We start from the raw sequence: 23,330 nt of genomic DNA on the forward strand, positions 1-23,330 counted from the left end.
TTCTCTTAATTAGAGGTAATCTATCTAGATAAAAAACGATCAACGGGCTAGGTAATAGTTTGATTTTTTGCTATTTTATTTTATATTATATTAGGCACTTTTGCTTAGCTATTAATAGGTTCTGATCCAGCAAAATTTATACTAAACCATCTTTGCTATAAGGGTCTCAGTGTAGCTCCTTGCCAAGCTATCTATCGCCAAAATATCATCAATATCAGAATTAGCATCTAGTAGTGGCACCTGGACTTCATTTAATACTTGTTCATTTATAGCGGCAATATCAGTCAAACGCACTTGCTCTGCTAAAAACGCCGCAACTGCAATCTCATTGGCAGCATTGAGCACGGTAGTCGCTTGCGTTCCCGCCTGCATCGCTTGACGAGCAAGGCCTAAACAAGCAAATTTTTGCAAATCAGGTTCAATAAACTCTAGAGCACTTAATGCAAATAAATCTAACGGCTGCGAGCCACTATCGATGCGTTTAGGGTAACTCAGGGCATGAGCGATAGGGGTCTTCATATCGGGGCTACCCAACTGTGCTAAAAAACTGCCATCATTATATTCTACCATTGAGTGAATGATACTTTGTGGATGAATCACCACCTTTATCTTACTTTCATTTAGATCGAATAAATGACAGGCTTCTATCAATTCCAGCCCTTTATTCATCATCGTCGCAGAATCGACCGATATCTTTTGACCCATTGACCAGTTCGGATGTTTGACTGCTTCGGCTACCCCTGCTTGCTGCATTTGGGTAAATGACTTTCGTAAGAAAGGACCACCAGACGCTGTCAGCCACAATTTACGCACGCCATAGCTTTGATCATGAATTTGAGTATTGTCTTGTTGGATGGCGGCGGGTAGGCATTGAAAAATGGCATTGTGCTCAGAGTCAAGCGGTAATAAGGTAGCATGATGGGTTTTTACCGCTTTTATCATGACTTGCCCAGCCATCACTAGTGCTTCTTTATTAGCTAGCAAGATACGCTTACCAGCACGAGCTGCTGCCAATGTTGATGGCAGTCCTGCTGCTCCCACAATAGCGGCGACCACTGTATCCACTTGGCTATCTTTAGCCAGCTCGATTAGCCCAGACTGCCCTCCAACGACATCAGTATTCAATCCCACACTGCGCAAGCGCTGAGCAAACTCATCAACTGCACTTGTAGGTACGGCTACGCGCTTAGGGGTGAACTGTTGACATAGTGCCAACAACTTATCCAAACGCTGATAGCCTGATAACGCATAAACTTCGTAATTCTGCGGATGAGCGGCTAATATTGCTAAGGTGCTATCACCAATAGAACCCGTTGCGCCAAGTACGGCGATGCGTTGCGTCATAACCATCAATGCCTATGATATTTTGAAGGATAAAAATAAAGATAATATAGATAAAAAAGCTATCGTTTAAAAGCTTTGTCTATAGTTAAGTCACTTTAAAAGTGTCAATTTTATATGGAGTTGACTGTAATCGACCATAAAATGAGCTTATTTATTATATTATTACTAACCAGCCCATTTGCTGTAATCCCCAAAAGCCTAAAGCAAATATAGGGATAGCTGATAATAGCGAATCAATACGGTCTAATATACCACCATGACCGGGCAGAATCGTTCCTGAATCTTTCACGCCGGCACGGCGCTTGAGCATAGACTCGAACAAATCACCCAGCACTGAAGCCAATATCGTCACTAGTGATAAAGCGACGAAAGATACCAGTGCCATTCCCGTCATCTGCAACATAAAGACACTAATAGCAAGGACCACTAAAAGGCCAGTGACTACTCCGCCTGCCAGTCCCTCCATGCTTTTATTGGGAGAAACGTTCGGTGCCATCTTACGGCGACCCAGCTTACGCCCGACGAAATAAGCACCACTATCAGCACACCAGACTAATACAAATACGTAGAGTAGCCACCAAGCTGATAGCTGCCATAAATAGAACATAGCAGTAATGGCAGCGGTTAATATCACCACTCCCATGAGCGCCAGTTTTTTACCGTACCAATTAGTATGCGTCGGAAATTGGCTTACCCAAGATAGGGCCATCAGCCAAATAATAAAAGACGCTATCCACCACCACACCCAAGTCCCTTGCAGCCATAGCGAAGCTAAGGTAATAACCAACACCATCAAAACAAACATAGGCGGATGACGCCACCTAGGCATTAACTTGGTCCATTCGTGAGCTGCAATCGTAACCCCAACTGCGAGCAAGGGTATAAATAGTATTGGAGTTTTGCTAGTAAACATCGCTATGCCGACGATGATAATTAGAATAATCGCCGTTTTAATCCGTTGCCACATACTAATCAGGCCTTATAATTATAGAAGATAGCCAACCAATACTACATTATAGCGATTTTATGCTCATTAATCACACTCATTAATCACAGTGGTTTGGGTCTCTACTTGTTCACTAGTCTTGCCAAAACGGCGTTGACGTTGAGAGAACTCAGCTATCATGGTAGCAAGTTCATGGGGTCTAAAATCAGGCCACAGAGTTTTAGTAAAAAATAACTCGGCATAAGCAGATTGCCATAATAAGAAGTTTGAGATACGGTACTCACCGCCAGTTCTAATGAGCATATCAACAGCTGGCACATCAGCCAGTTGCACATGTTGTGCCAAACGTTCCTTGGTCACATCTTCAGCACGCAACTGTCCTTCCTGCACCTGCTTAGCAAGCTTTTGAGCGGCGTGAGCAATATCCCATTGTCCACCATAACTAATAGCAATAACCAAAGTCATGGCTTCAAAGTTAGCAGTTTTAGCTTCAGCATCTGCCATTAACGCTTGCAACTCATCCGTAAGCTGGCTGCGATCACCAATAAAACGTAACTTAATACGGTACTTTTGCATTCTTGGCATTTGCTCATTGATTGTCAATGCCAAAAGATACATCAATAAAGATACTTCATTGGGCGGTCGCTGCCAGTTTTCGCTTGAAAAAGCAAAAACAGTCAGCACTTCAATTCCCGTACTCAGACAATATTCGACAATAGGATCTAAGGCATCTTTGCCAGCGATATGACCCTCACCTTTACCTAGTTTATGAGCTTTTCCGTAGCGGTTATTGCCATCCATAATGACGGCAATATGTTTGGGAATGATGGTAGAATCTGCAGAGAGGATAGTAGACATGAGCTGTACTGCTTATTATTGAGGTAAGTTTAATAGTCAACGCTTATGGAGATATTAGAACGTGATTTACGAGATAAGTTTTATCATAATATATGCTAGGCTTTTTACATAGCGTAGCATTTAAAATTCACAAACTTACCATAAAGCATTTATCGTAAAACCACAGTCAAACAGTGCTCTATTTATTCATAATAAATCAAGTATTCAAAAGACAAGTAATAGTGTCTTGGTATTGCGGTACAGCGTTTGACAAAATATAAAAATGCCATATAAATAAGCTATAGCTAGTCATTTAACCAACTATAGCATCAATATAGTATTCATATAATAAAAGCTAAAACTTAAGCAAAAAGTGAGTTAATAGTATAGTTATAATCCTAAATTATTTGACAAAGCTGTGCGAATTATAATAAGGACTACACTAAATCTATAAACCACCTAAGGCCTAGAGGATTTAAACTTCCATCAAGTCAGTTTCTTTATTACTGAGTTTGCTATCGATAGTTTCGATATACTTATCAGTCAGCTTCTGAATATCGTCGTTAGCACGGCGTTCATCATCTTCTGAGATCTCTTTTTCTTTGGCTAAGTCCTTGATATCATTCATCATATCACGACGGATATTACGAATAGAAACGCGGCTATTTTCAGCTTCTCCGCGCGCCAATTTTTGCATATCGCGGCGAGTTTCTTCGGTTAGCGCTGGCATCGGCACTCGAATTACGTCCGCAGTCATAGGATTCAAACCCAAATCTGCTTCACGAATCGCCTTATCTACGGCTTGTACCATAGTCCGATCAAATGGCTGTACCAGTAGAGTACGAGAGTCTTCTACGTTGACACTGGCGACTTGATTGAGCGGCGTATCTGCTCCGTAATAACTGACCATGATACCTGATAACATACCAGGGTGCGCGCGTCCCGTACGTACCTTGCTAAAAGTGTTCTCTAACGCTTCTAGCGTCTTTCGCATACGCGCTTCGCCGTCTTGCTTAATCTCTTTAATCATAATATATCCTTATTTACCGATAACGATAAATCACTCATGGGGGTTAATAGTTAGCTGCTTATTATTTTACTGTACTTATTGTTTTACTATATTATAGAAACATTGCTTTTAAAAATCATCTTTAAACCACTAGTTTTTGGTTCAGCGGCTTTGATTTTAGAATTAGTCATCTATATTAAGTTTCAGCTTGCTCATTAATGATAAACACGCGTGCCTTCATTTTCGCCCATAACTACGTTTAATAGAGCATTAGGCTTAGTCATATCAAATACTTGTAAAGGTACGTTGTGCTCACGGCATAAGGCAATAGCCGTTAAATCCATGACACCGAGTTTTTGCTCGAGAACCTCATCGAAGGTCAGTCCATCATACTTTTGGGCATCAGCATGCAAACTTGGATCTTTATCATAAACACCATCAACTTTGGTGGCTTTTAAAATCAGACCCGCTTCAATCTCAATCCCGCGCAGGCATGCTGCCGTATCAGTGGTAAAGAATGGGTTACCCGTACCAGCAACGAAGATACAAACTTCGCCATTTTTAAGATAGCGAATCGCATTACGGCTGCTGTAACTTTCGGTGACCTCGCCAATAGGCAAGGCTGACATCAAACGGGTCTTGATATTGCGGCGCTCAAGAGCGTCACGCATGGCAAGGCCATTCATAACGGTGGCTAGCATTCCCATCTGATCGCCAGTAACCCGGCCAACCAAGCCCTCTTTTTGCAGCTGTGCGCCGCGGTATAAGTTACCGCCGCCAACGACGATACCGACTTGTACGCCAAGCCCGCGCAAATGAGCAATAGATAAGCTCATTTTATCAAGTACGGCAGTATCAATACCCATGTCTTTACCGCCAGCTAAGGCTTCGCCAGAGAGTTTGAGCAAAATACGCGAAAAAAGAGGGTTTTTATCAGACATGGAAGCACCTTATTGTCATGTAAGTTATGGTTTAACTATGGGCATTTAAAATTGTGCTAATTGTAGCAAAAACTACTTATGATGGGGCACTTTTAACGGTCTTAGTAGACTTTTAAACCCAGTAGTCTTTAGCTTAATAAGTTTTAGCCTTTATAACTAGCAAACAAATCGTATTCGCTTGCCTCATCGATAGTGACACTTAAGAACTGCCCTACTTTTACGGTATCATCAATATCATCAACATAGACATGACCGTCAATCTCAGGCGCATCAGCATAGCTGCGGCAAATGGCGATATTTTCTTCGTTATCTATCTCATCGACCAATACTTTTAGGGTTTTGCCTACTTTTTCTTGCAATTTTTGCGCTGATATCTGTTGTTGCAAGGCCATCAAACGCTCGTAACGCGACTGTTTAACATCCTCGGGTACTGGATTAGGAAGATCATTGGCAACCGCACCTTCAACTTCTGAATAAGTAAAAGCGCCCACGCGGTCAAGACGTGCCTCTTTTAGCCAATCAAGCAGACATTGAAAGTCCTCTTCGGTCTCGCCTGGGAAGCCAACCACAAAGGTTGAGCGAATGACAATCTCAGGACAAATCTCACGCCATTTATGAATACGCGCCAGGGTGTTTTCGCTGTGCGCTGGACGCTTCATAGCCTTTAGCACACTATGGCTGGCATGCTGGAAAGGAATATCCAGATAAGGTAGCAGCTTGTGCTCGCCCATCAGTTCAACCACCTTGTCCACATGCGGATAAGGATAGACGTAATGCAAGCGCACCCAAATGCCCAATTGATTTAGCGCTTGGCACATATCATAAAACTTGGATTTAATCGGCATGCCATTCCAAAAGCTAGTCTTGTACTTTAAATCAAGACCGTAAGCTGAAGTATCTTGCGAGATGATGAGCAGTTCTTTTACACCCGCATTCTTCAGCGCCATAGCTTCATTCATCACACTATCAATGGGACGAGAGACCAAGTCACCACGCAAACTTGGGATAATACAAAAGGTACAACGGTGATTGCAGCCCTCTGATATCTTAAGATAAGCGTAATGACTGGGGGTCAGCTTAATGCCCGCTTCATTGATTAAATCAATCTTGGGATCGTAGTTAACGTCCAAGCTACGATTTGGTCTTGGCACATGCTGAGCTACTGCGGTAATGACTTCATCGTAAGCGTGAGCGCCAGTCACTGACAGTACCGCTGGATGCATTTGACGGATCTTGTCCGCTTCTTTACCCAAGCAGCCCGTGACAATCACCTTGCCATTTTTACTAATAGCCTCACCAATCGCATCGAGAGACTCTTGTACTGCCGACTCAATAAAACCACAAGTGTTAACCACCACCAAATCAGCGCCGTCATAGTCGCTGGCCACTTGATAACCGTCACGGCTTAGCTCAGTAATGATACGCTCGCTATCCACTAGCGCTTTAGGGCACCCAAGCGATACAAAGCCGATCTTTGGTGCACTGTTTACAGGCGCACTAGTTGCATACGCATTGGCAGCTGCACTATTAATAGTAGTAATGTCGCTACTTTGCGTGATGCTGCGGTTCTGATTATGATTGGCTTTATGATGATACGGCTGAGTGCTATCTGCTGCCTGCGATGGCTGAGGCTGGGCAGGATTAAAGACCGTCGCGGTATTTTTAAGTTTTGGGACGCCTGAATCAGTGATATTACTGATGTTATTGTCTAAAAGGGTAGTATCGGCTGACTGAGTAGAGGTTTTGGACATAGCTGACCTTGCTTGAGATGAATGGGCTGAGCGCATTGTACGTTTTTTTTACGTAAATCGCCAGTTTTGCCACGCTATCCTGTTGATTTGCAGTTAAATAATACCTTGAATAAAGCGGTACTTAATAATAGTGGCAGTGAAGAAACAGCGGCTATTAGATTATTATCTTAGAAACATTATTTAGAAACATTATATTGTCACTCGTAAACTCAAACAGCCGAGTATTGCTCAGCACACAGCTGTATCGCTGATAAAACAAAACAAGGATGGTAACCAATAAAAATTATTTGTCATAAATGCTAATAATATCAACTGGCTATCTCACATAGTATTAAAAAATTTAAATTAATTGCAAAAAGGGCTTGCCAAGATAATTATTTTCTATATAATAGCCAACCACTGAGACGCACTACCGAATCAGTTATTTGTCTAGACGGTGTTTGAATTTAAACGCTTTTGATGATAGAGTAACGCAAATGGGGATGTGGCGGAATTGGTAGACGCACCAGATTTAGGTTCTGGCGCCGAGAGGTGTGAGAGTTCGAGTCTCTCCATCCCCACCATTTTCGGTTAGTTCATCTTAGAACCAATATTAAAACCTGCTTTTTAGCAGGTTTTTTTGTGTCTGAAGATTTTTTTATCAACTTACATCCTCTTCAAACTTCCCAAAACCTCCTGCATACTCTTATAACGCCGCTCCAGCCACTTCGCCAGCGCCTTATCAATAATCATCTGATAATGAGCATATTGCTTTGGCAAGATAGGAATAGGCTGCTGACAATGCTGAAGCGCCCACTCTTGTAATGGGTCATCACTTTGCGAGTTTATTGCAAACGGTCTCTTGCCCATCAACATCTCATACATCATAATGCCAAACGCATAAATATCACTTTGTACTGTAGCGCTCTGCCCTTGCCAGCACTCAGGCGCAAGATAGGCGGGCGTGCCAGCGCTATTTTTTCTATCTTCATTAAAATTATTGTCAAAACTGTTATCGACACCCTTTGCTAAAGCAAAATCCGTTAATAATAAAGACAGATTATCTTCAATTAAAATATTACTGGGTTTAATATCACCATGAACCCAGCCGCTTTGATGAAAACTGTCAACAAGCTGCGCGGCTTGCACGATAAGGGAGTGCTTTTGCTGCTCATTGAGCGGTTGTTTTAAAACCTGTGCTAAGCTGCCATTGGGATAATACGGCATCACAAGTAAGACCAGCTCTTGAGGCTGGGCTAATGCTGTTATGGTTATACTGTTATACGCTAATAACGATGGAGCAATAGTGTTATTTTGATTGTTTTGCCACTCATTTAAAGCTTTTGCAACTCTTATTTCGTGGTTTAAAGGTGCTGAGTTTTGAGGATTTAAGCTTAATTGCCATCTAATAATGATCTGTCCAAACGGCTTACACTGGGCACGAGTTAAGCCTTGATAGTTAATCTCACTATCATCATTCTGCTGGCTGATACGCTGATGCACTGCTTTTTGATAGCCCAAATTTGATAGCGCATGAGTTATTGATGGCAATAATTGTTCAGCTTGCATCTGCAACGCTTGTATTTGACTGTGATTACTGGCACTATTTTTCATAGTATGAACATGCACTTTTTGATATCGTCAGTTTAGAATAAAAAGAGACTGCTATTAGAGCGTGCTACTGTATTCTCTAAAGTGGATTAGCTATATCGCTAAACCTTGATTTATTATCCTTAATACTTATAAGTAATAGAAACCCTATGTCCGATTTTTTGCAAATCCCTCAGTCCTCTAATGACAACTATGCCCTACCTCAGCCTTTGCTAGCTCTGCTCACTCAATATCTTGAAGAGCGTATCACGCCAACTATTGAGATTGACCCTGAGCAATTGGCTTATCGCTGGGTTGGTGATCGCACTGGGCATCTAGAACCCCTAACGGTTAATCTATTTTTGAGCTTAGATGACTTGCAGGGTATTGACACCCAAAAGTCAAAGCTGGTACAAAACACCCGCCAGTTCTTAAAAGGCTATCCGGCCAATCATGTACTGATGACCGGTACGCGCGGCGCTGGTAAATCATCTTTGATTCGAGCATTGCTGCAAGCTTATCATAGCGAGGGGCTACGTATTATCGAGATTGCCCGTGATGATTTATTGGTGCTCGATAAGATTCGCGCGGCTATCAATGAGCTGCCTGCTGATTGCGGTTGTCGTTATATCGTCTACTGCGATGATTTGGCGTTTAACGGTCAAGATGAGAGTTATCGTACCCTCAAAAGCGTGCTGGATGGCTCGCTGGACTCCGAGCAAGATAAGATTTTGGTCTATGCGACCAGTAATCGCCGTCATTTATTACCGCAAATGATGAAAGATAATCTGAACATTTATGATGGACAAACTGATGAAGTCAATCCTTATGAGACCATCGATGAGACCGTTTCTTTGTCCGACCGTTTTGGTCTATGGTTATCCTTTCATCCGATGAATCAGCAGACCTATTTACAAATTGTGCGACATTATTTACAAGGGCAAATGGCGCACATTCTCTGTAAAACAGATAACGATAAAACGCTAACTATCGATGATTTTGCACCTGATAAGGAGCTGCCCGAAGCTATCAGAGCTGAAGCTTTACGCTGGGCATCACAGCGCGGTGGACGTTCAGGGCGCATAGCTTATCAGTTTAGTCGATATTGGAGTGGTAAAAAGCTGCTGGCAGCGGCGGATAATCCATCTTAAAATGCGCTAATCAGGTTTACGTGCTGAACCTAAATACTGCACACTGTTGTCAGTCGCACCATTTACCAGATACTGGTCAAAGTCGGCGGCGAGCCACAGGTTACTATGATAAACGCTTTGAGCATCTATTCGAATGTGTCCCATGTTTGCTGTACTACTCTCTGGGTTATCAAAGCTCTGATAGCGGGCGCTAAAGTGGGTCAGAATAAGGTTTTGCAAACCGCTCTTTTGCGCAAAACTGCCCACTTGGCGCGCGCTGCTATGCATCGGGTCAAAACCGCTGTTAAAAGCAGTATCAAGGTCAGAGTTTTTAGCTAAAATTTTGGCTAAAACCTCAGTAGTATAAGTGGCTTCATGAATGAGCAAATCCGTATCTTTTACCGCCGCTGTCAAGCAATTCGGCGTATCATTATCGCCGGCAACCACTATGCGAGTACGCAGCTGCTGCTGCTGCACATAATCTGCTGAACGTAATAACTGCCCGTCATCACTACGAACATCTTCGCCTTGTTGAAGCTTGCCCCATAGTGGGCCTGCAGTGATACCATCCGCCTGCAGTTTGTCAGTATTCAGCGTACGGCGGCTGATAATTTGGGTGAGCCCAAAACCATAAGAAGGTACGCGGTGCGACAAGGGATGAATATCGATGTCCAAGCGCTGCTGCGCACTTAGAGGAATGGTGAATTTTCTGTTTTCTTTATCTTGAGTTGTATTGGTATCTGCATCTTGAAGCTGCTCACGATTCAGTAGCTCCTCAATCGCTATAAAATGAACCGCAAAAGGAAAGTATAGTTGGGTAGTGAGCTTGACGGCGTCAAGGAATTTCTCAATCGCTTTTGGCGCAATAATCGTTATCGCCTCGCGTCGTCCTGACATCGCTGCGCTAGCTAGAAGTCCTGGCAGACCATAACAGTGGTCACCATGGATATGGGTAATAAAAATGGCGGTCAGTTGATTGAGTGATAATTTGGTATGTAGCAGTTGCTGCTGTGTACCCTCACCGCAGTCAATAAGGAGCCAAGGTCGATTTTTTTTACTGTGCTGCTTAGAACCTGTCAAATAAGGGTTTAAACATTCAATAGCCAGCGCAGTGACATTGCGCGCTTTGGTAGGAACGCCTGCTGAAGTGCCTAAAAAAGTCAATTGTAACATAGCTTATGATAATTCACATAAGATGGTTTTACCGCCTTCAACGACTTGACCGCCACTTGCCACACACTCGTTAACCATATTGGACTCATAAGACTTCCAGCCGCCATAAAAGCTAGCCACGCAAAGCAATACCACCAGTAGCTTTTGCGACCATGCCTTTATAGACACTTGCTGCGGATTTGTATGTTGCTCAGTTAAACTAGTGTAGTCTTTATCAGTAGGTGTGGGCTCTATGTTCTTATGATCGGTCATCGAATTGCCTTATTGAATCGATTATGGTTAATAATTAGGGCGTGTCATCAATGTACTAGTCGATGACACGCCCTATGAATAAGCATAAGATAGCAAAGATAGTGAACGCTGTCTCTAAAATTGCAGGCGTCCGCCCTTCTCTTCACTAAGCTTGAAGGCTGGTCGCTCTTGGCAACGTTTGAGCCAATTTAATAGATTAGCATATTTCACCTTATCTAAGCCTTCTCCTGCATTAGCGCCAACTACTGCCAAATGCATCTGGATGTCGGCAGCGCTAAAGTCAGTACCTGCAAACCAATGATTATCTTGTAATTGGCGCTCCATCATATTGAGCATGATTTTTAAGTTCTTATCAATCATACTATTTTCAACTTGCTTTTGGATACTTTTGCTAATGGGTTTTACCAGCATAGGCGACTTTTCGACTACTTTGGTAAATACCAAACGCATGACTAACGGCGGCATCACAGAAGCTTCAGCAAAGTGCATCCAAAAAGTATAATCCTCCCAAGCGCTTTCATTATCATCGCTAGGCTTGAACTGCTGCTCTTTATCGTAATGCTTGAGCAAATATTCCATAATAAAACCAGACTCAACCAATGGACGGCCGTCCACTTCTAATATGGGAGCATGACCTAGCGGATGAATCTCTTTTAGACTATCGGGGGCTAAATGCGCTTTATTACGCTCGTAACAGGTCAATTTATAATCCACATTTAGCTCTTCTAAAAGCCATATTATACGAAAAGAGCGTGAATTTTCTAAATGATGTAGGTGTAACATAGACCATCCTAGTATTAAGTTATGATTATTAATAGTGGTAATTATAAGTATAATTAGTCCTAAATAAAAAGTGTGCAGCCCATAGCATTTATCCGTTTTAAAGGGAAAGAACTATAGTATAAGAGCTATACCTTTCTTTATGATAATAGCGTACTTAATGCCCTTTGACACAGTCTAGGCACGCCACTGTTACGAAAAACAATGCCTGAATAGTCAAAGTACAGTTGTAAACACAACAGCAAGCTACCACTCTTTATTTGGCATCCATTTGCTCAATTTTTTGTTTGATTCTATCCATGCGCTGCTGATAGCGACGAATCTTGCGGAACCGATGCGCTCGCAGTACCCCGTCAATCCGCCGGTCTATTAAACGGCGACGTGGCGGGAAAGTAACGACTTGTGGTTCATTATAACCATGCAAGCGGTCATCACGACGACGGGAGATATAGCCGATTATACTGTCCATAATCATGAATAGTAATGCCAAGCTAACCATGCTATACATAAATAGAGAGCCGCCTTCATCGAGACTTTGTTGTAAAACCGTCACGGATAATACGAATAAAAGCATAGGCTCAAGGTAGCTTAAAGCTCCAAATAGCGATACTGGCAACTTACTACTGGCCACCATAGATAATGACATCGCCAGCGCACTAAAAGCACCCAATAGTGGCAGTAAGTACCAAAATTTACTCGAAGCTGCCGCCATACTAAAGCCACCAGTGATAAACAGCATAATTAACACTATAGGTGTCAGTAAAGTTAGATCAGATAGTAAGCCAGTAATTGGCGGCACAGCAAGCTTTCGCCGTAAAAGGTAATAAGGAGGATACCCCAAACAAGCAAATAAAGTCACCCAAGATACCGATCCATATTGAAAGATATCATAGCCCACACCCGCTGCTGCCACTGTCGCAGCCACCCATTGCAAGCTGCTCATAGGCTCTTTATAAAAAAAGCGGCCCACCAATATCATAACTAAAGGTAGTAAGAAGTAGCCTAAAGTGACATCTAGACCAAAACCATTGACTGGCCCCCACATAAATAGCCAAATCTGTCCACCCAAAATCGGTGTAGGTAAGATAAATAACAGCCAATCCTGCGGCGTTTTCAAGGTTTTTAGGTAATCAAAGACATGCTGCCACTGCTTGGTAAAACTGACCAATAGTACCAAACTTAACAACATCATTAATATACGCCACGAGGCTACTTGCGTACCTGATAAAGGCTGCATGAACAACCCAAACAAGAACATTAGTGAGAATAAAACGCTCGATAAAACCGATGCTACGGTTCCTTGAAAGGTTCGATTGGTAGTTAACATAACAACAGCCTTTGAAAATGACACTCCTTCCAAAAAAACCAATCAGCTCGATCAAAAGACTCATTAACACTGCTATTTCGTTAGTTTTTGCTATGGTTTTCTTGATTTTGAAAGTGGTATTAAAATTTTTTATTAGCAATTTTTAGAAAAAAACAAAAGCCTCCGACGATAACGTCAGAGGCTCTTTTCTAGAACCGTTATAAAAAACTAAACTAAAAGCTATGCCGCTAGACTTTTAATCGTCATTATCAATTATATTGTCTTCATGCTCTGACTGATCGTTTGATTGGTCGTTTAATGAATAGTCATTGGCAATATCAATTACTTCATTAACATCAGTTAGTACCGTGCTATCAGTCACCGTATCAACCGCTAGCTGCTCTTGACCTTCTAGCTCAAAAGTCCCGTCATTCTTCATCGCATCGACTAGCGCTTCATCATTTTCTTCGTGTTCGACACGGGCCATCGAAACCAATTTCTCGTCTTTTGACAGACGAATCAAGGTGACCCCTTGGGTATTACGACCCGCACTAGCAACGTGCTCTACTGGCGTACGTACTAGCGTGCCTTTGTCTGATATCAGGATAATATCATCCTCAGGATCAACTTTAGTCGCACGAACTAGAGCGCCATTACGCTTACTAGTCTTGATAGCGATAACGCCGCCACCGCCACGGTTTTGAGTATTGAATTCATCAATAAAGGTACGTTTACCAAAGCCATTTTCGCAGGCAATCAGCACTTCTTTAACATCGTCGTTAATAACCACCAAGGACTTGATAAACTCATCATCAGCGAGGCGCATACCACGCACCCCTTTAGCTGTCCTGCCCATAGAGCGCGCATCGTTTTCATCAAAGCGAATGGCTTTACCACTTGAGGCAAACAACATCACATCTTGGCTACCATCAGTAATATGGGCACTGACCAGCTTATCGTCATCTTCAAGACTGATAGCGATGAGACCATTAGAACGAATATTAGCAAACTGCTCAAGCTCAACACGTTTAACCGTACCGTTAGCTGTTGCAAAGAAGACAAAATGATTGCTTATTTCGTCAGACATCTCAGGTATTGGTAAAATAGTCGTAACCGACTCGTCACCATCGATACCGATTAGGTTAACCAATGGACGTCCACGCGAACCACGGCTGGCAATTGGCACCTCAAAACCACGCAAACTAAAGACTCGCCCAGTATCAGTAAAGCACAGCACCGTAGCATGAGTTGAAGTCACTACCAAATGATCAATAACGTCATCTTCTTTCATGGCAGTAGCCGACTTACCTTTACCACCCCGTTTTTGGGCAACATAATCGTCAATAGGTTGAGTTTTGGCATAGCCGGTACGTGAGACCGTCATTACGACTGTTTGTTCAGGGATTAAATCCTCACGGCTAAAGTCAGTACGCGAGTCAATAATGTCAGTACGACGCTCATCACCAAAATTCTCACGAATCTCAATTAGCTCGTTTGAGATAATAGTCATCAGCTTATCAAAATTACCTAGGATAGACTCTAAATTAGCGATTTCACGCAGCAGATCTTGATACTCCTCGGTTAACTTATCTTGCTCAAGACCGGTTAGACGATGCAACTGCATATCTAAAATAGCGTTAACCTGCTCAAGCGATAAGCGGTAGCTTTGCTCTACATGCGTGCCACCTTCAATCAAGCCAAACGGCGCTTTGGGGTCTTCGCCTTCGATATAATCAGGGCGTACTGACTGACTGCCAGCCGCTTCTAACATAGCAACCACGCTACCCGAACCCCAAGTATTATCAAGCAAACTCTCACGAGCTTCACCGCGATTGGCAGAAGCTTTGATCGTAGCAATAATATCGTCAATATTGGCCAATGCTACAGTCAAACCCTCGAGCAAATGTCCACGTACGCGCGCTTTATTAAGCTCAAAAATAGTACGGCGGGTCACTACTTCTTGGCGATGGCGCACAAAGGCGGCGATCAGCTGACGCAAGGTCAAAAGCTTAGGTTGACCATTGTCGAGTGCCACCATATTGATACTAAAGCTAGTCTCAAGCGGGGTTTGCAAGAATAAATTATTAACAATAACTTCAGCCGTTTCTCCCCGGCGCAGATCAATAGCGATACGCATACCGTCTTTGTCAGACTCGTCACGAATCTCAGTAATACCCTCAATTTTCTTATCACGTACCAGCTCAGCAATACGCTCAATGAGCTTGGCTTTATTGGCTTGATAAGGAACTTCGGTAAAGACAATGCGCTCACGATCTCGGTTGACACCGGTATCGCTCATAGCTTCAATATGATAGCGTCCACGGACATGCAGGCGACCTTTACCGGTGCGATAAGCGTCTTGAATACCAGCACGGCCGTAGATGATCCCTCCTGTAGGGAAATCAGGGCCTGAGATATGCATCATTAACTCTTCACCGGATATTTGTGGGTTCTCGGCATAAGCTAAACAAGCATTAATCACTTCAGTTAAATTATGCGGTGCCATATTGGTCGCCATACCTACAGCGATACCGGTTGCACCATTGACTAACAGGTTTGGAACGCGTGCGGGCAGCACGCTGGGCATGCGCTCAGAACCATCGTAGTTATCTTCCCAGTCGACGGTATCTTTATCTAAATCGGCGAGCATTTGATGGGTTAACTTGGTCATACGCACTTCGGTATAACGCATCGCTGCCGGTGGATCATCATCGATTGAACCAAAGTTACCTTGACCATCGACCATCGGATACCGCAAGCTGAAGTCCTGCGCCATCCGTACGATAGCGTCATAGACGGCACTATCGCCATGTGGGTGATATTTACCGATGACATCACCGACTACACGTGCTGACTTTTTATAAGGCTTGTTATAATCATTGGACAACACGTGCATCGCATACATCACACGGCGGTGTACTGGCTTGAACCCATCACGCACATCAGGTAGCGCGCGTGAGACAATCACGCTCATCGCATAATCCAAATAGGACTGTTTCAACTCATCTACGATGGCAATAGGACTGACCGATTCGCTCATATACGTTCCTTCACTCACATCCACTCTCTAGTATTTGCTATTCACAATCACATCACTGTCTAATTATCAGAAATAACGGCGCAAACGCACCGTTATGTTATAAATATCCTGACCCTAAAAAGTGTTGCTGCCTGTAAAAATAATAGGAAAATGGCGATAGTTTTAATGTTGAATAAAAGAAGCTATTTTAGCACAAATTTGCCTACTTGGGGGTATCTATACGCTATTAAAATCAAGCAAAATTACTCACAGTAAGCGCTATCCATGGTGATTTGACTGCAATAAACCAAAGTCAAGCTATCAAGGATTCTCCGTGTTATTTACGAGAACTTAAACCGGATATTTTAATTATTTTTAGAGAGCGTATTAGGGGTCTATCTCAAAGATTAACCACAAAATTACCTTGCACACTAGGTACCACAGTAGTAGCATCCCATTTATTCATTAAAGCTTCACCAATCATAATAAAAAGTGCTTTGCGTCATTCGTTTGGCAAATCTTCAGCGGGCAAACCTGTATTGAGTGGGGATTAAACCATTAGGGTTTTGCAATATATACACAACATACTGCGCTCTACAAATAGGTATTAATATTATGGACATCGTTTTAGCAATTATTTGGATATTAGCGATGGTGCTATATAGCTTTTCTAGCGACTACGCGCACCATTTTCCCGCTCATAATAACCGCGCACTCCCCTTTATCCGCTGGGGTTCATTATTGGTTGCTATAGCTTTATCCGTATATCTCACCCAAGTCTATCAGCAGAATTTGCAAGATACTGGTATCTGGATATTTATAGCCGTGGTCTTTGTCATTATCACGGTATCCAAACTGATATTTCAGTGGGTGCTTAAACGCCGGCGCTGAACCTGTTCATAAAAAACCTTTAGCAATAATCATTAAATTCAACTGCTTATGCAAACTAATTTCTTATCGAGATTAACGATAAACAATGATAAATAATAATAGCCAAACTGAAGCGCTCACAGAGCACCGAACCGATCGCAGTTTTGAGGCGATTGCTGATCACTTTGAAAAAAAGGTCTATGGTGGCTTAAAAGGTCAGATTAGGCTGGCGGTTTTGCGCCGTGATATTTTTGAATATACTGAGCAAACGAGCAAGGATTTGGGACGACCCTTAAGGGTCTTAGATGTGGGGGCAGGACTGGCGCAAATCGCCATAGAGCTTGCCGTTCAGGGTCACAGTGTGGTCATTAATGATATCTCGGAGAACATGTTAGCTAAGGCAAAAACTCATGCGGATAAAAAGGATAAGAATCTCGATATCACTTGGTATGCCTGTCCTTATCAACAGCTTGAAAATAAATTAAGTACAGACCACTCAAGCCAATCTCTAGATCAAGATAGCAATAAATTCGATTTAATTTTGTGTCACGCTTTGCTGGAATGGCTGGCAGAGCCTGCGGAAATTATGGACTTCTTTGATCGTCAGCTGACTGAGAATGGCGGGTTATCGTTATGTTTTTACAATCCTGCTAGCTTTGATTATCGTAACCTGATTATGGGTAACTTTAACCTGCTTAATAATCAAGATTATAAAGCGGACAATAAGAAAAGCTTGACTCCGAACCATCCGGTCGCACGGCAGGAGGTGGAGTCTTGGTTGCAACAGCATCAATATAAAACAATACTCACGAGTGGCTTACGAGTCTTTCATGACTACGCTCCGCTAAAGCGTGGTGGCCATAATGACCCAGAAGCCGTTATAGAAATGGAGTTACGCTACTCACGCCAGGAGCCTTATAAATGGCTTGGGCGTTATTTGCATATATTGGCCAGTCGTCATACTAACGATAGTTTTTTGATTTAAAAGTAGTTTATATCCTATCGTACTCTGACCAAGTCGTGGCATTGATGTCTTTTTCATCAAATACCACCACGTGCTCAAGTATAGGTAAGATACCAATGTGGGTGCCGATTTCATGATTATGATGGCTAGCCACTAGTGACAAAACCGTTTGTCCATTGTCTAGTTGCAAACGATACAGATAGTTAGCGCCACGAAATACTCGTCCAACCACCAATGCCGTCTGGGTACTTTCATCATCATGAATAATATCATCAGGGCGTACTAGCACTTTAATAGGCGTTCCATTAGGATAATCATACTCGCAGTATTGCGGCTGTCCTGATTCATCATAGATCTCCATGCGCCGATAGATATCACCCAGTGCGGTCTCAACATGCCCTTCTTTAATAATGCCATCTATCATAGCCCCTTCACCAACGAATTCAGCAACAAAGGGGCTAACAGGCTCATGATAAAGCTTACTAGGTGTTGCCCATTGTACCAATTTACCTTGATGCATGACCCCTACTTTATCAGCAATAGCAAAAGCCTCATTTTGGTCATGAGTCACCAAAATCGCCGTAGTATTAGTACGTTTTAAAATATCACGCACGCTCATGGCAAGCGATTCTCGCAGCATCACATCAAGATTGGAGAAGGGCTCATCTAATAATAATAATTTTGGCTTGGGTGCCAGCGCGCGTGCTAATGCTACTCGCTGCTGTTGACCACCAGAGAGCTCATTTGGACGTTTATCCGCATGCTCAGTCAACTCGACCAAGGCTAACATCTCGCTCACCCGTGCTTTGGCATCTGCCGCTGACCATTTATTCAAACCAAAAGCGATATTCTTTTTGACACTTAAATGACCGAATAAAGCATAGTCCTGAAAGACCATGCCCATACCGCGCTTAGCGGGCGCCACCGCAAAAGATTTACGGGCACTCTTATGAGTCAAGCGCTGACCATTTAAGTAAATCGAACCGTGTTGGCTTTGCTCTAACCCTGCAATCGCTCGTAAGGCTGTGGTTTTTCCGCAGCCGCTATAACCCAAAAAACAACCAATCTCGCCCTGTTGTAAATTTAACGAGAGTCCATTAACTACTGTGACATCGTCATAACCTACTACTAAATCTTTTACGGTCAGATAAGGTTTATCCGCGCTTTTTTTATCCCTATCATCAGGTAGTGAGTTATTAGCATAATTAACGTGCTGATCACCGTTCTTTGATACCGTCGATGCTGCAGCTACCGAACCCTTAGCATCATGCACTTGTGCTGCAGTAGTTACCTTCTTATGTTTAGTAGGCATTTTTTGGTCTGTCACATTATTCATTAGATCAGTAGGCATAGACGGTACCAATAGGTTAAAAGCAATTAGGTAAAACAATTGAGAGACACCATACTATATTTGGGTCATATACAACATTCACAAGAGACTTGTGAGCTGATTCACTTTAAAAACGATACAGTGCTGCGGCGATTAACTGGTTTTATCACTTTGACGCAGTAATATCCAAACAGGAATCAGACCGACCAGCACTATCAGTAAACTTGGCAAGGCGGCGCGGCCCCACATCCCTTCACTGGTCATCTCAAACACGCGTACAGCAAGCGTGTCCCAACCTTGCCTACGGGTCATTAAAGTGATAGGCATTTCTTTCATGACCTCTACAAAACCCATTAATAAAGCGGTCAGCACACCCGGACTAAGCACCGGTAATACCACTTGTCGCCAGCGCTGAACCGGACTATCACTCAGTAATTTAGCAGCCGCTTCTTGATTGACAGTTAAGCGCTGCAGTTGGCGGTCTATTGGCTGAAAGCTAACGGTCATAAAGCGAGTGGACAGAGCTAAGAGCATCACAATAACGCTGCCTGAGAGAATTTGCTGTGAAGTAATACCAAAACCAATCAGCTGATTGTCCAGCCAAGCAATGGGAATAAAGACCCCAACCGCCAGCACCGTACCCGGAACCACGTAGCCTAAATTGGCTAAAGTGACCATCAGCTTGGTCGATTTATCCGGATATTGGCGCTTAATCCACGCAATAATAATCGCCAAAACCGCAATAAGCAGCGTAGTCATACTGGCAATCATAAGGCTATTAGTCACAAAGTCGATATAACGCGCATCAAAATCTTGGCGAAAATTAGTTGCGGTCCAATATATGAGTTGCAAGAACGGCACTAAAAAGGCAATTAAAAATACTACGCTACATAGCAAGCTCATGGCTATTTTAGCAGGTTTACTGGCCTCAAAGCGACGAGTACTACCTTGAGTGATGGCATTGCCGCGCCGTGCTTGCCAATACTGCTCAAAGAGCACCACGATAAATATGACCCCAATAAGTAAGGCAGCTAATTGAGCGGCCGTAGTTAGACTAAAAAAGCCAAACCACGCTTTGTAAATAGCCGTAGTAAAAGTATCGACATTAAATACCGATACGGCTCCAAAGTCAGCCAAAGTCTCCATAGTAGCAAGTAATAAACCGCCTAAAATCCACGGTAGCGCTTGCGGTAATGCTAATCGGAAAAACACTCGGCTACGGCTAAGCCCTAACATTTGACCGGCTTCGATAGCCCGTCGCCCTTGCGATAAAAAGGCTTGGCGAGCTAATAGATAGACATAAGGATAGAAGGCTAATGACAATATTAAACCTGCGCCCCATACATTACGGACAGAGGGAATAGCTGTAGTCATACCCATATCGCGTAACATCGTCTGTAGAGGCCCACTAAAATCTACAATACCCACGGTAACAAAGGCCAATACATAAGCGGGCATCGCCAGCGGTAGCATGAGTGCCCATGAGAAAAAACGCTGGCCTGGAAAGCGGTACATACTGGTCATCCATGCCAGCGCAGTACCAATACTACCGGCAATCACCGTTACCATCAGCAATAAAATCGCCGTATTTTTTAGGACTTGCGGCAATACATATTCACGCATATGCGTCCAGATGTCAGCCGGCGGCTGCAGCCAAGAGAGCAACACAATAGCAATCGGTACCAGCATAAACAACGAAATCAGTCCTAGGACTGATTTTGAAGTGATGCGCTTACGCACAGTATGGTCTGGGCTAACCGCTTGGCTGTCAGTGCTAACCGTGTCGTCTGGATTAGCGGACACATTTGGCGTTGTCATCATAAAATTATTACCACATCAGCTGCGCAAGCAACCGATAGATTTATTAGGAACGATTATTTATAGCCTGCTTTATCCATCATTTGAATAGCTTGGGTTTGCAAAGAGCCAAATTTTTGCACATTAATATCGTCTTGCTTAAAAGTGCCCCAAGATCTAAGTAGCTCAGACTCATCAATACCTTGCTTCACAGGGTATTCTTTGTCAGCGCTGGCATAAATACCTTGAGCTTCATCTGAAGACAGCCATTCCATCAATTTTAATGCGCCATCTGGATTGTCAGATCCTGCTACTACACCAGCGCCAGAGATATTAACATGGGTACCGGTTGTACCTTGGTTAGCCCAAAATATCTCTACTGGAAAGTCAGGCTTTTCATCAAGGATACGACCATAATAGTAGCTGTTAGCGATGCCCACTTCACATTGACCAGCAGCAATAGCTTCTAATAAGCTAGTATCATCACTGAAAACGTCAGTTGCTAAATTATCTACCCAACCACGAATGACCTGTTCGGTTTGTTCAGCGCCTAAATGCTCAATCATACTGGCAACCAGCGATTGGTTATAGACTTTTTTTGAGGTACGCAAACACAGCTTGCCTTTCCACTTTGGATCCGCCAAATCGGCATAAGTAGATAACTGATCCGCATCAACTTTAGTAGGATCATAAAAGATAGTACGGGCACGTAGGGATAGTCCAGTCCAATGACCAGCTGGATCACGATACTTCGCAGGAACGTTAGACTCAAGCACGGTAGAGGCTACTGGCTGCAATAGACCTTGTTCGCCTGCTTGCCATAAGTTACCGGCATCAACCGTTAATAGTATGTCAGCTGGTGTATTGTCGCCTTCAGCTTGCAAACGAGCCATCAATGGACCTGTTTTATCGGTTACCAGCTCAATCTTAACGCCAGTCTGCTCGGTATAGCGATCTAATAATGGCTTGATCAATTGCTCATTGCGTGAAGAATAAATGGTAACGGTTTGATCATCAGTACTGCTAGCGGTTGTGCTATCAACCACCACCTCTTGCTCACCTACTGGCGTCTCTGTATCAGTATTCTGCTCAGGAGTAGACGCATTATTACATCCTGCCAGCCCCAACATCATGCCAAATACGGCAACAGATAAGGTAGCCTTGACAGGACGGTTAAAAGATAATGATTCTGTGATCGCATTCAATGACATCGTTTTCTCCAGGATAGTGCAGCAGATATATAAGAGGGTAAATGTAGGCTACTAACCCAAATTGATAATAAGTGAGTAGACGAATATAAAGTATGATGAAATCTAACAGCAACATACTAATACAAATGATAGTAATTATCAATAACTTTGTTTGACTGGCTAAATGAGTTTACTTGTTGAATGACCTTTTATTTTTCCCTGATATATATTGTTCAACTATGTAATAACCATTGACCCAAAATGACATTGACGGCAGCTTCTGTACGTAAGATACGCGAGCCTATATTAACGGCCTGACAACCTTGCGCCTTTAACAAGTCAACTTCATAATCAATCCAGCCGCCCTCAGCACCAATACAGACCACTTTGGGTAGCTTTTTGTCTATACTAGAATCTGTATCAGAGCACTCATTGAAAGCTAATTGCTGTAAGTATTGCGCTAATGACTGCTCACTATAAGGATGCGCTACGATTGCAGGTGACCCCTCAATTAGACTTTCCAGCTTATCTTCCACAAACGGTTTAAAACGTTTTTGTAGGCTAATAGTAGGTTTTACTGTATCAATCCCTTGTTGCAATCCCTCTAGTACAAACTCGTCTAAACGTGATAATAACGGACTTTGCCAATAGCTTTTTTGCGTTCGGTAACTATTAATTAATACGATATCATTTACACCCAGGGCGGTCATATCCATAATCAAACGGCGCAGCACTTTAGGTCGTGGTAGCGCTAAGATAACGCTGACGTTAAGCTTTGGCGGTGGCAAGCTATCTAACTGCACCTCCTTTAACTGAATATGATCCAAAGTCATGCTATCGATAATAGCGCTACCTAAATTTCCCTCCAGTTGTCCTATTTTTAGGCTATCGCCTACTTGTGCTCCCAACACTTTATAAATATGGGTAATTTGTACGGGGTCATCGATATAAGCGCTGGATGACGAGAAATGATCGGCAGGCAATAAAAGACAGTTCATAAACTTTGCTACTTATAGTTAAGATAATTTAAAAACGGCACAATATGGCGCTGCTGGGACTAAATAGCGCTGCTGGGACTAATTTTACTTGCGTGCTGTGTCTGCGCTGACAGAGGCTGCGTAA

General features: G+C 43.0%; 19 protein-coding genes and 1 tRNA gene. 4 read left to right on the forward strand and 16 right to left on the reverse strand.

Going from position 1 to position 23,330, the window contains the following annotated elements; translation table 11 throughout:
* Positions 1–141: 141 nt before the first annotated feature.
* The 6 genes from ispC to rimO all read right to left on the reverse strand — a co-directional run bounded on the left by ispC (position 142) and on the right by rimO (position 6,828).
* Positions 142–1,350 carry a 1-deoxy-D-xylulose-5-phosphate reductoisomerase gene (ispC, locus tag JMX18_RS05215; RefSeq protein ID WP_201585302.1) on the reverse strand — a complete coding sequence of 403 codons (1,209 nt, stop codon included), beginning with the start codon at positions 1,348–1,350 and terminating at the stop codon, positions 142–144.
* Positions 1,351–1,498: 148 nt separating this feature from the next.
* Positions 1,499–2,311, reverse strand: a complete 813-nt coding sequence (locus tag JMX18_RS05220) for a phosphatidate cytidylyltransferase (RefSeq protein ID WP_201585304.1) — start codon at positions 2,309–2,311, stop codon at positions 1,499–1,501.
* Between the two features lie 66 nt (positions 2,312–2,377).
* Positions 2,378–3,148 carry a polyprenyl diphosphate synthase gene (uppS, locus tag JMX18_RS05225; protein WP_201585312.1) on the reverse strand — a complete coding sequence of 257 codons (771 nt, stop codon included), beginning with the start codon at positions 3,146–3,148 and terminating at the stop codon, positions 2,378–2,380.
* A 454-nt stretch (positions 3,149–3,602) separates the two neighbouring features.
* A complete protein-coding gene (gene frr / locus JMX18_RS05230; RefSeq protein WP_201585314.1) occupies positions 3,603–4,157 on the reverse strand; it encodes a ribosome recycling factor in 555 nt (184 codons plus the stop codon).
* Positions 4,158–4,351: 194 nt separating this feature from the next.
* Complete coding sequence (pyrH, locus tag JMX18_RS05235) at positions 4,352–5,077, reverse strand: UMP kinase (protein WP_201585321.1); 726 nt, start codon at positions 5,075–5,077, stop codon at positions 4,352–4,354.
* A 143-nt stretch (positions 5,078–5,220) separates the two neighbouring features.
* Entirely contained in the window at positions 5,221–6,828 is a 1,608-nt protein-coding gene (gene rimO, locus JMX18_RS05240) for a 30S ribosomal protein S12 methylthiotransferase RimO (protein ID WP_201585323.1), read from the reverse strand.
* A gap of 478 nt (positions 6,829–7,306) precedes the next feature.
* On the opposite strand from rimO, the gene JMX18_RS05245 reads away from it, so the two are divergent.
* Positions 7,307–7,391: transfer RNA gene (locus JMX18_RS05245), tRNA-Leu, on the forward strand.
* Positions 7,392–7,473: 82 nt separating this feature from the next.
* Here JMX18_RS05245 and JMX18_RS05250 read toward each other — a convergent pair.
* On the reverse strand, positions 7,474–8,421 hold the full coding sequence (locus JMX18_RS05250) for a serine/threonine-protein kinase (protein WP_201585325.1): 948 nt from the start codon (positions 8,419–8,421) through the stop codon (positions 7,474–7,476).
* Between the two features lie 146 nt (positions 8,422–8,567).
* On the opposite strand from JMX18_RS05250, the gene JMX18_RS05255 reads away from it, so the two are divergent.
* Positions 8,568–9,548 carry an ATP-binding protein gene (locus JMX18_RS05255; RefSeq protein WP_201585327.1) on the forward strand — a complete coding sequence of 327 codons (981 nt, stop codon included), beginning with the start codon at positions 8,568–8,570 and terminating at the stop codon, positions 9,546–9,548.
* Between the two features lie 6 nt (positions 9,549–9,554).
* Here JMX18_RS05255 and JMX18_RS05260 read toward each other — a convergent pair whose 3' ends face one another.
* The 5 genes from JMX18_RS05260 to gyrA all read right to left on the reverse strand — a co-directional run bounded on the left by JMX18_RS05260 (position 9,555) and on the right by gyrA (position 16,078).
* The gene (locus JMX18_RS05260; RefSeq protein ID WP_201585336.1) at positions 9,555–10,700 is read right to left on the reverse strand and encodes an MBL fold metallo-hydrolase; all 1,146 of its coding nucleotides are present in this window, start codon (positions 10,698–10,700) and stop codon (positions 9,555–9,557) included.
* A gap of 3 nt (positions 10,701–10,703) precedes the next feature.
* The gene (locus JMX18_RS05265) at positions 10,704–10,952 is read right to left on the reverse strand and encodes a hypothetical protein (protein ID WP_201588365.1); all 249 of its coding nucleotides are present in this window, start codon (positions 10,950–10,952) and stop codon (positions 10,704–10,706) included.
* A 114-nt stretch (positions 10,953–11,066) separates the two neighbouring features.
* Complete coding sequence (locus tag JMX18_RS05270) at positions 11,067–11,735, reverse strand: glutathione S-transferase (RefSeq protein ID WP_201585338.1); 669 nt, start codon at positions 11,733–11,735, stop codon at positions 11,067–11,069.
* Positions 11,736–11,988: 253 nt separating this feature from the next.
* Positions 11,989–13,059, reverse strand: a complete 1,071-nt coding sequence (rarD, locus tag JMX18_RS05275) for an EamA family transporter RarD (RefSeq protein ID WP_201585340.1) — start codon at positions 13,057–13,059, stop codon at positions 11,989–11,991.
* Positions 13,060–13,294: 235 nt separating this feature from the next.
* Entirely contained in the window at positions 13,295–16,078 is a 2,784-nt protein-coding gene (gene gyrA / locus JMX18_RS05280) for a DNA gyrase subunit A (protein ID WP_201585342.1), read from the reverse strand.
* A 594-nt stretch (positions 16,079–16,672) separates the two neighbouring features.
* Here gyrA and JMX18_RS05285 point away from each other — a divergent pair.
* A complete protein-coding gene (locus JMX18_RS05285) occupies positions 16,673–16,948 on the forward strand; it encodes a hypothetical protein (RefSeq protein WP_201585344.1) in 276 nt (91 codons plus the stop codon).
* 85 nt (positions 16,949–17,033) lie between these two features.
* A complete protein-coding gene (locus JMX18_RS05290) occupies positions 17,034–17,912 on the forward strand; it encodes a methyltransferase domain-containing protein (protein WP_201585346.1) in 879 nt (292 codons plus the stop codon).
* Positions 17,913–17,919: 7 nt separating this feature from the next.
* Here JMX18_RS05290 and JMX18_RS05295 read toward each other — a convergent pair whose 3' ends face one another.
* The 4 genes from JMX18_RS05295 to JMX18_RS05310 all read right to left on the reverse strand — a co-directional run bounded on the left by JMX18_RS05295 (position 17,920) and on the right by JMX18_RS05310 (position 23,206).
* Positions 17,920–19,242, reverse strand: a complete 1,323-nt coding sequence (locus JMX18_RS05295; RefSeq protein ID WP_201585348.1) for an ABC transporter ATP-binding protein — start codon at positions 19,240–19,242, stop codon at positions 17,920–17,922.
* A 132-nt stretch (positions 19,243–19,374) separates the two neighbouring features.
* The gene (locus JMX18_RS05300; RefSeq protein WP_201585350.1) at positions 19,375–21,042 is read right to left on the reverse strand and encodes an ABC transporter permease; all 1,668 of its coding nucleotides are present in this window, start codon (positions 21,040–21,042) and stop codon (positions 19,375–19,377) included.
* A 53-nt stretch (positions 21,043–21,095) separates the two neighbouring features.
* Positions 21,096–22,229, reverse strand: coding sequence for an extracellular solute-binding protein (locus tag JMX18_RS05305; RefSeq protein WP_201585352.1), 1,134 nt, complete (start codon positions 22,227–22,229; stop codon positions 21,096–21,098).
* A 212-nt stretch (positions 22,230–22,441) separates the two neighbouring features.
* Complete coding sequence (locus tag JMX18_RS05310) at positions 22,442–23,206, reverse strand: 16S rRNA (uracil(1498)-N(3))-methyltransferase (protein ID WP_201585354.1); 765 nt, start codon at positions 23,204–23,206, stop codon at positions 22,442–22,444.
* Between the last annotated feature and the right edge of the window lie 124 nt (positions 23,207–23,330).

Origin of the sequence: Psychrobacter jeotgali, assembly GCF_904846315.1 — a bacterium.
Lineage (GTDB): Bacteria > Pseudomonadota > Gammaproteobacteria > Pseudomonadales > Moraxellaceae > Psychrobacter > Psychrobacter jeotgali.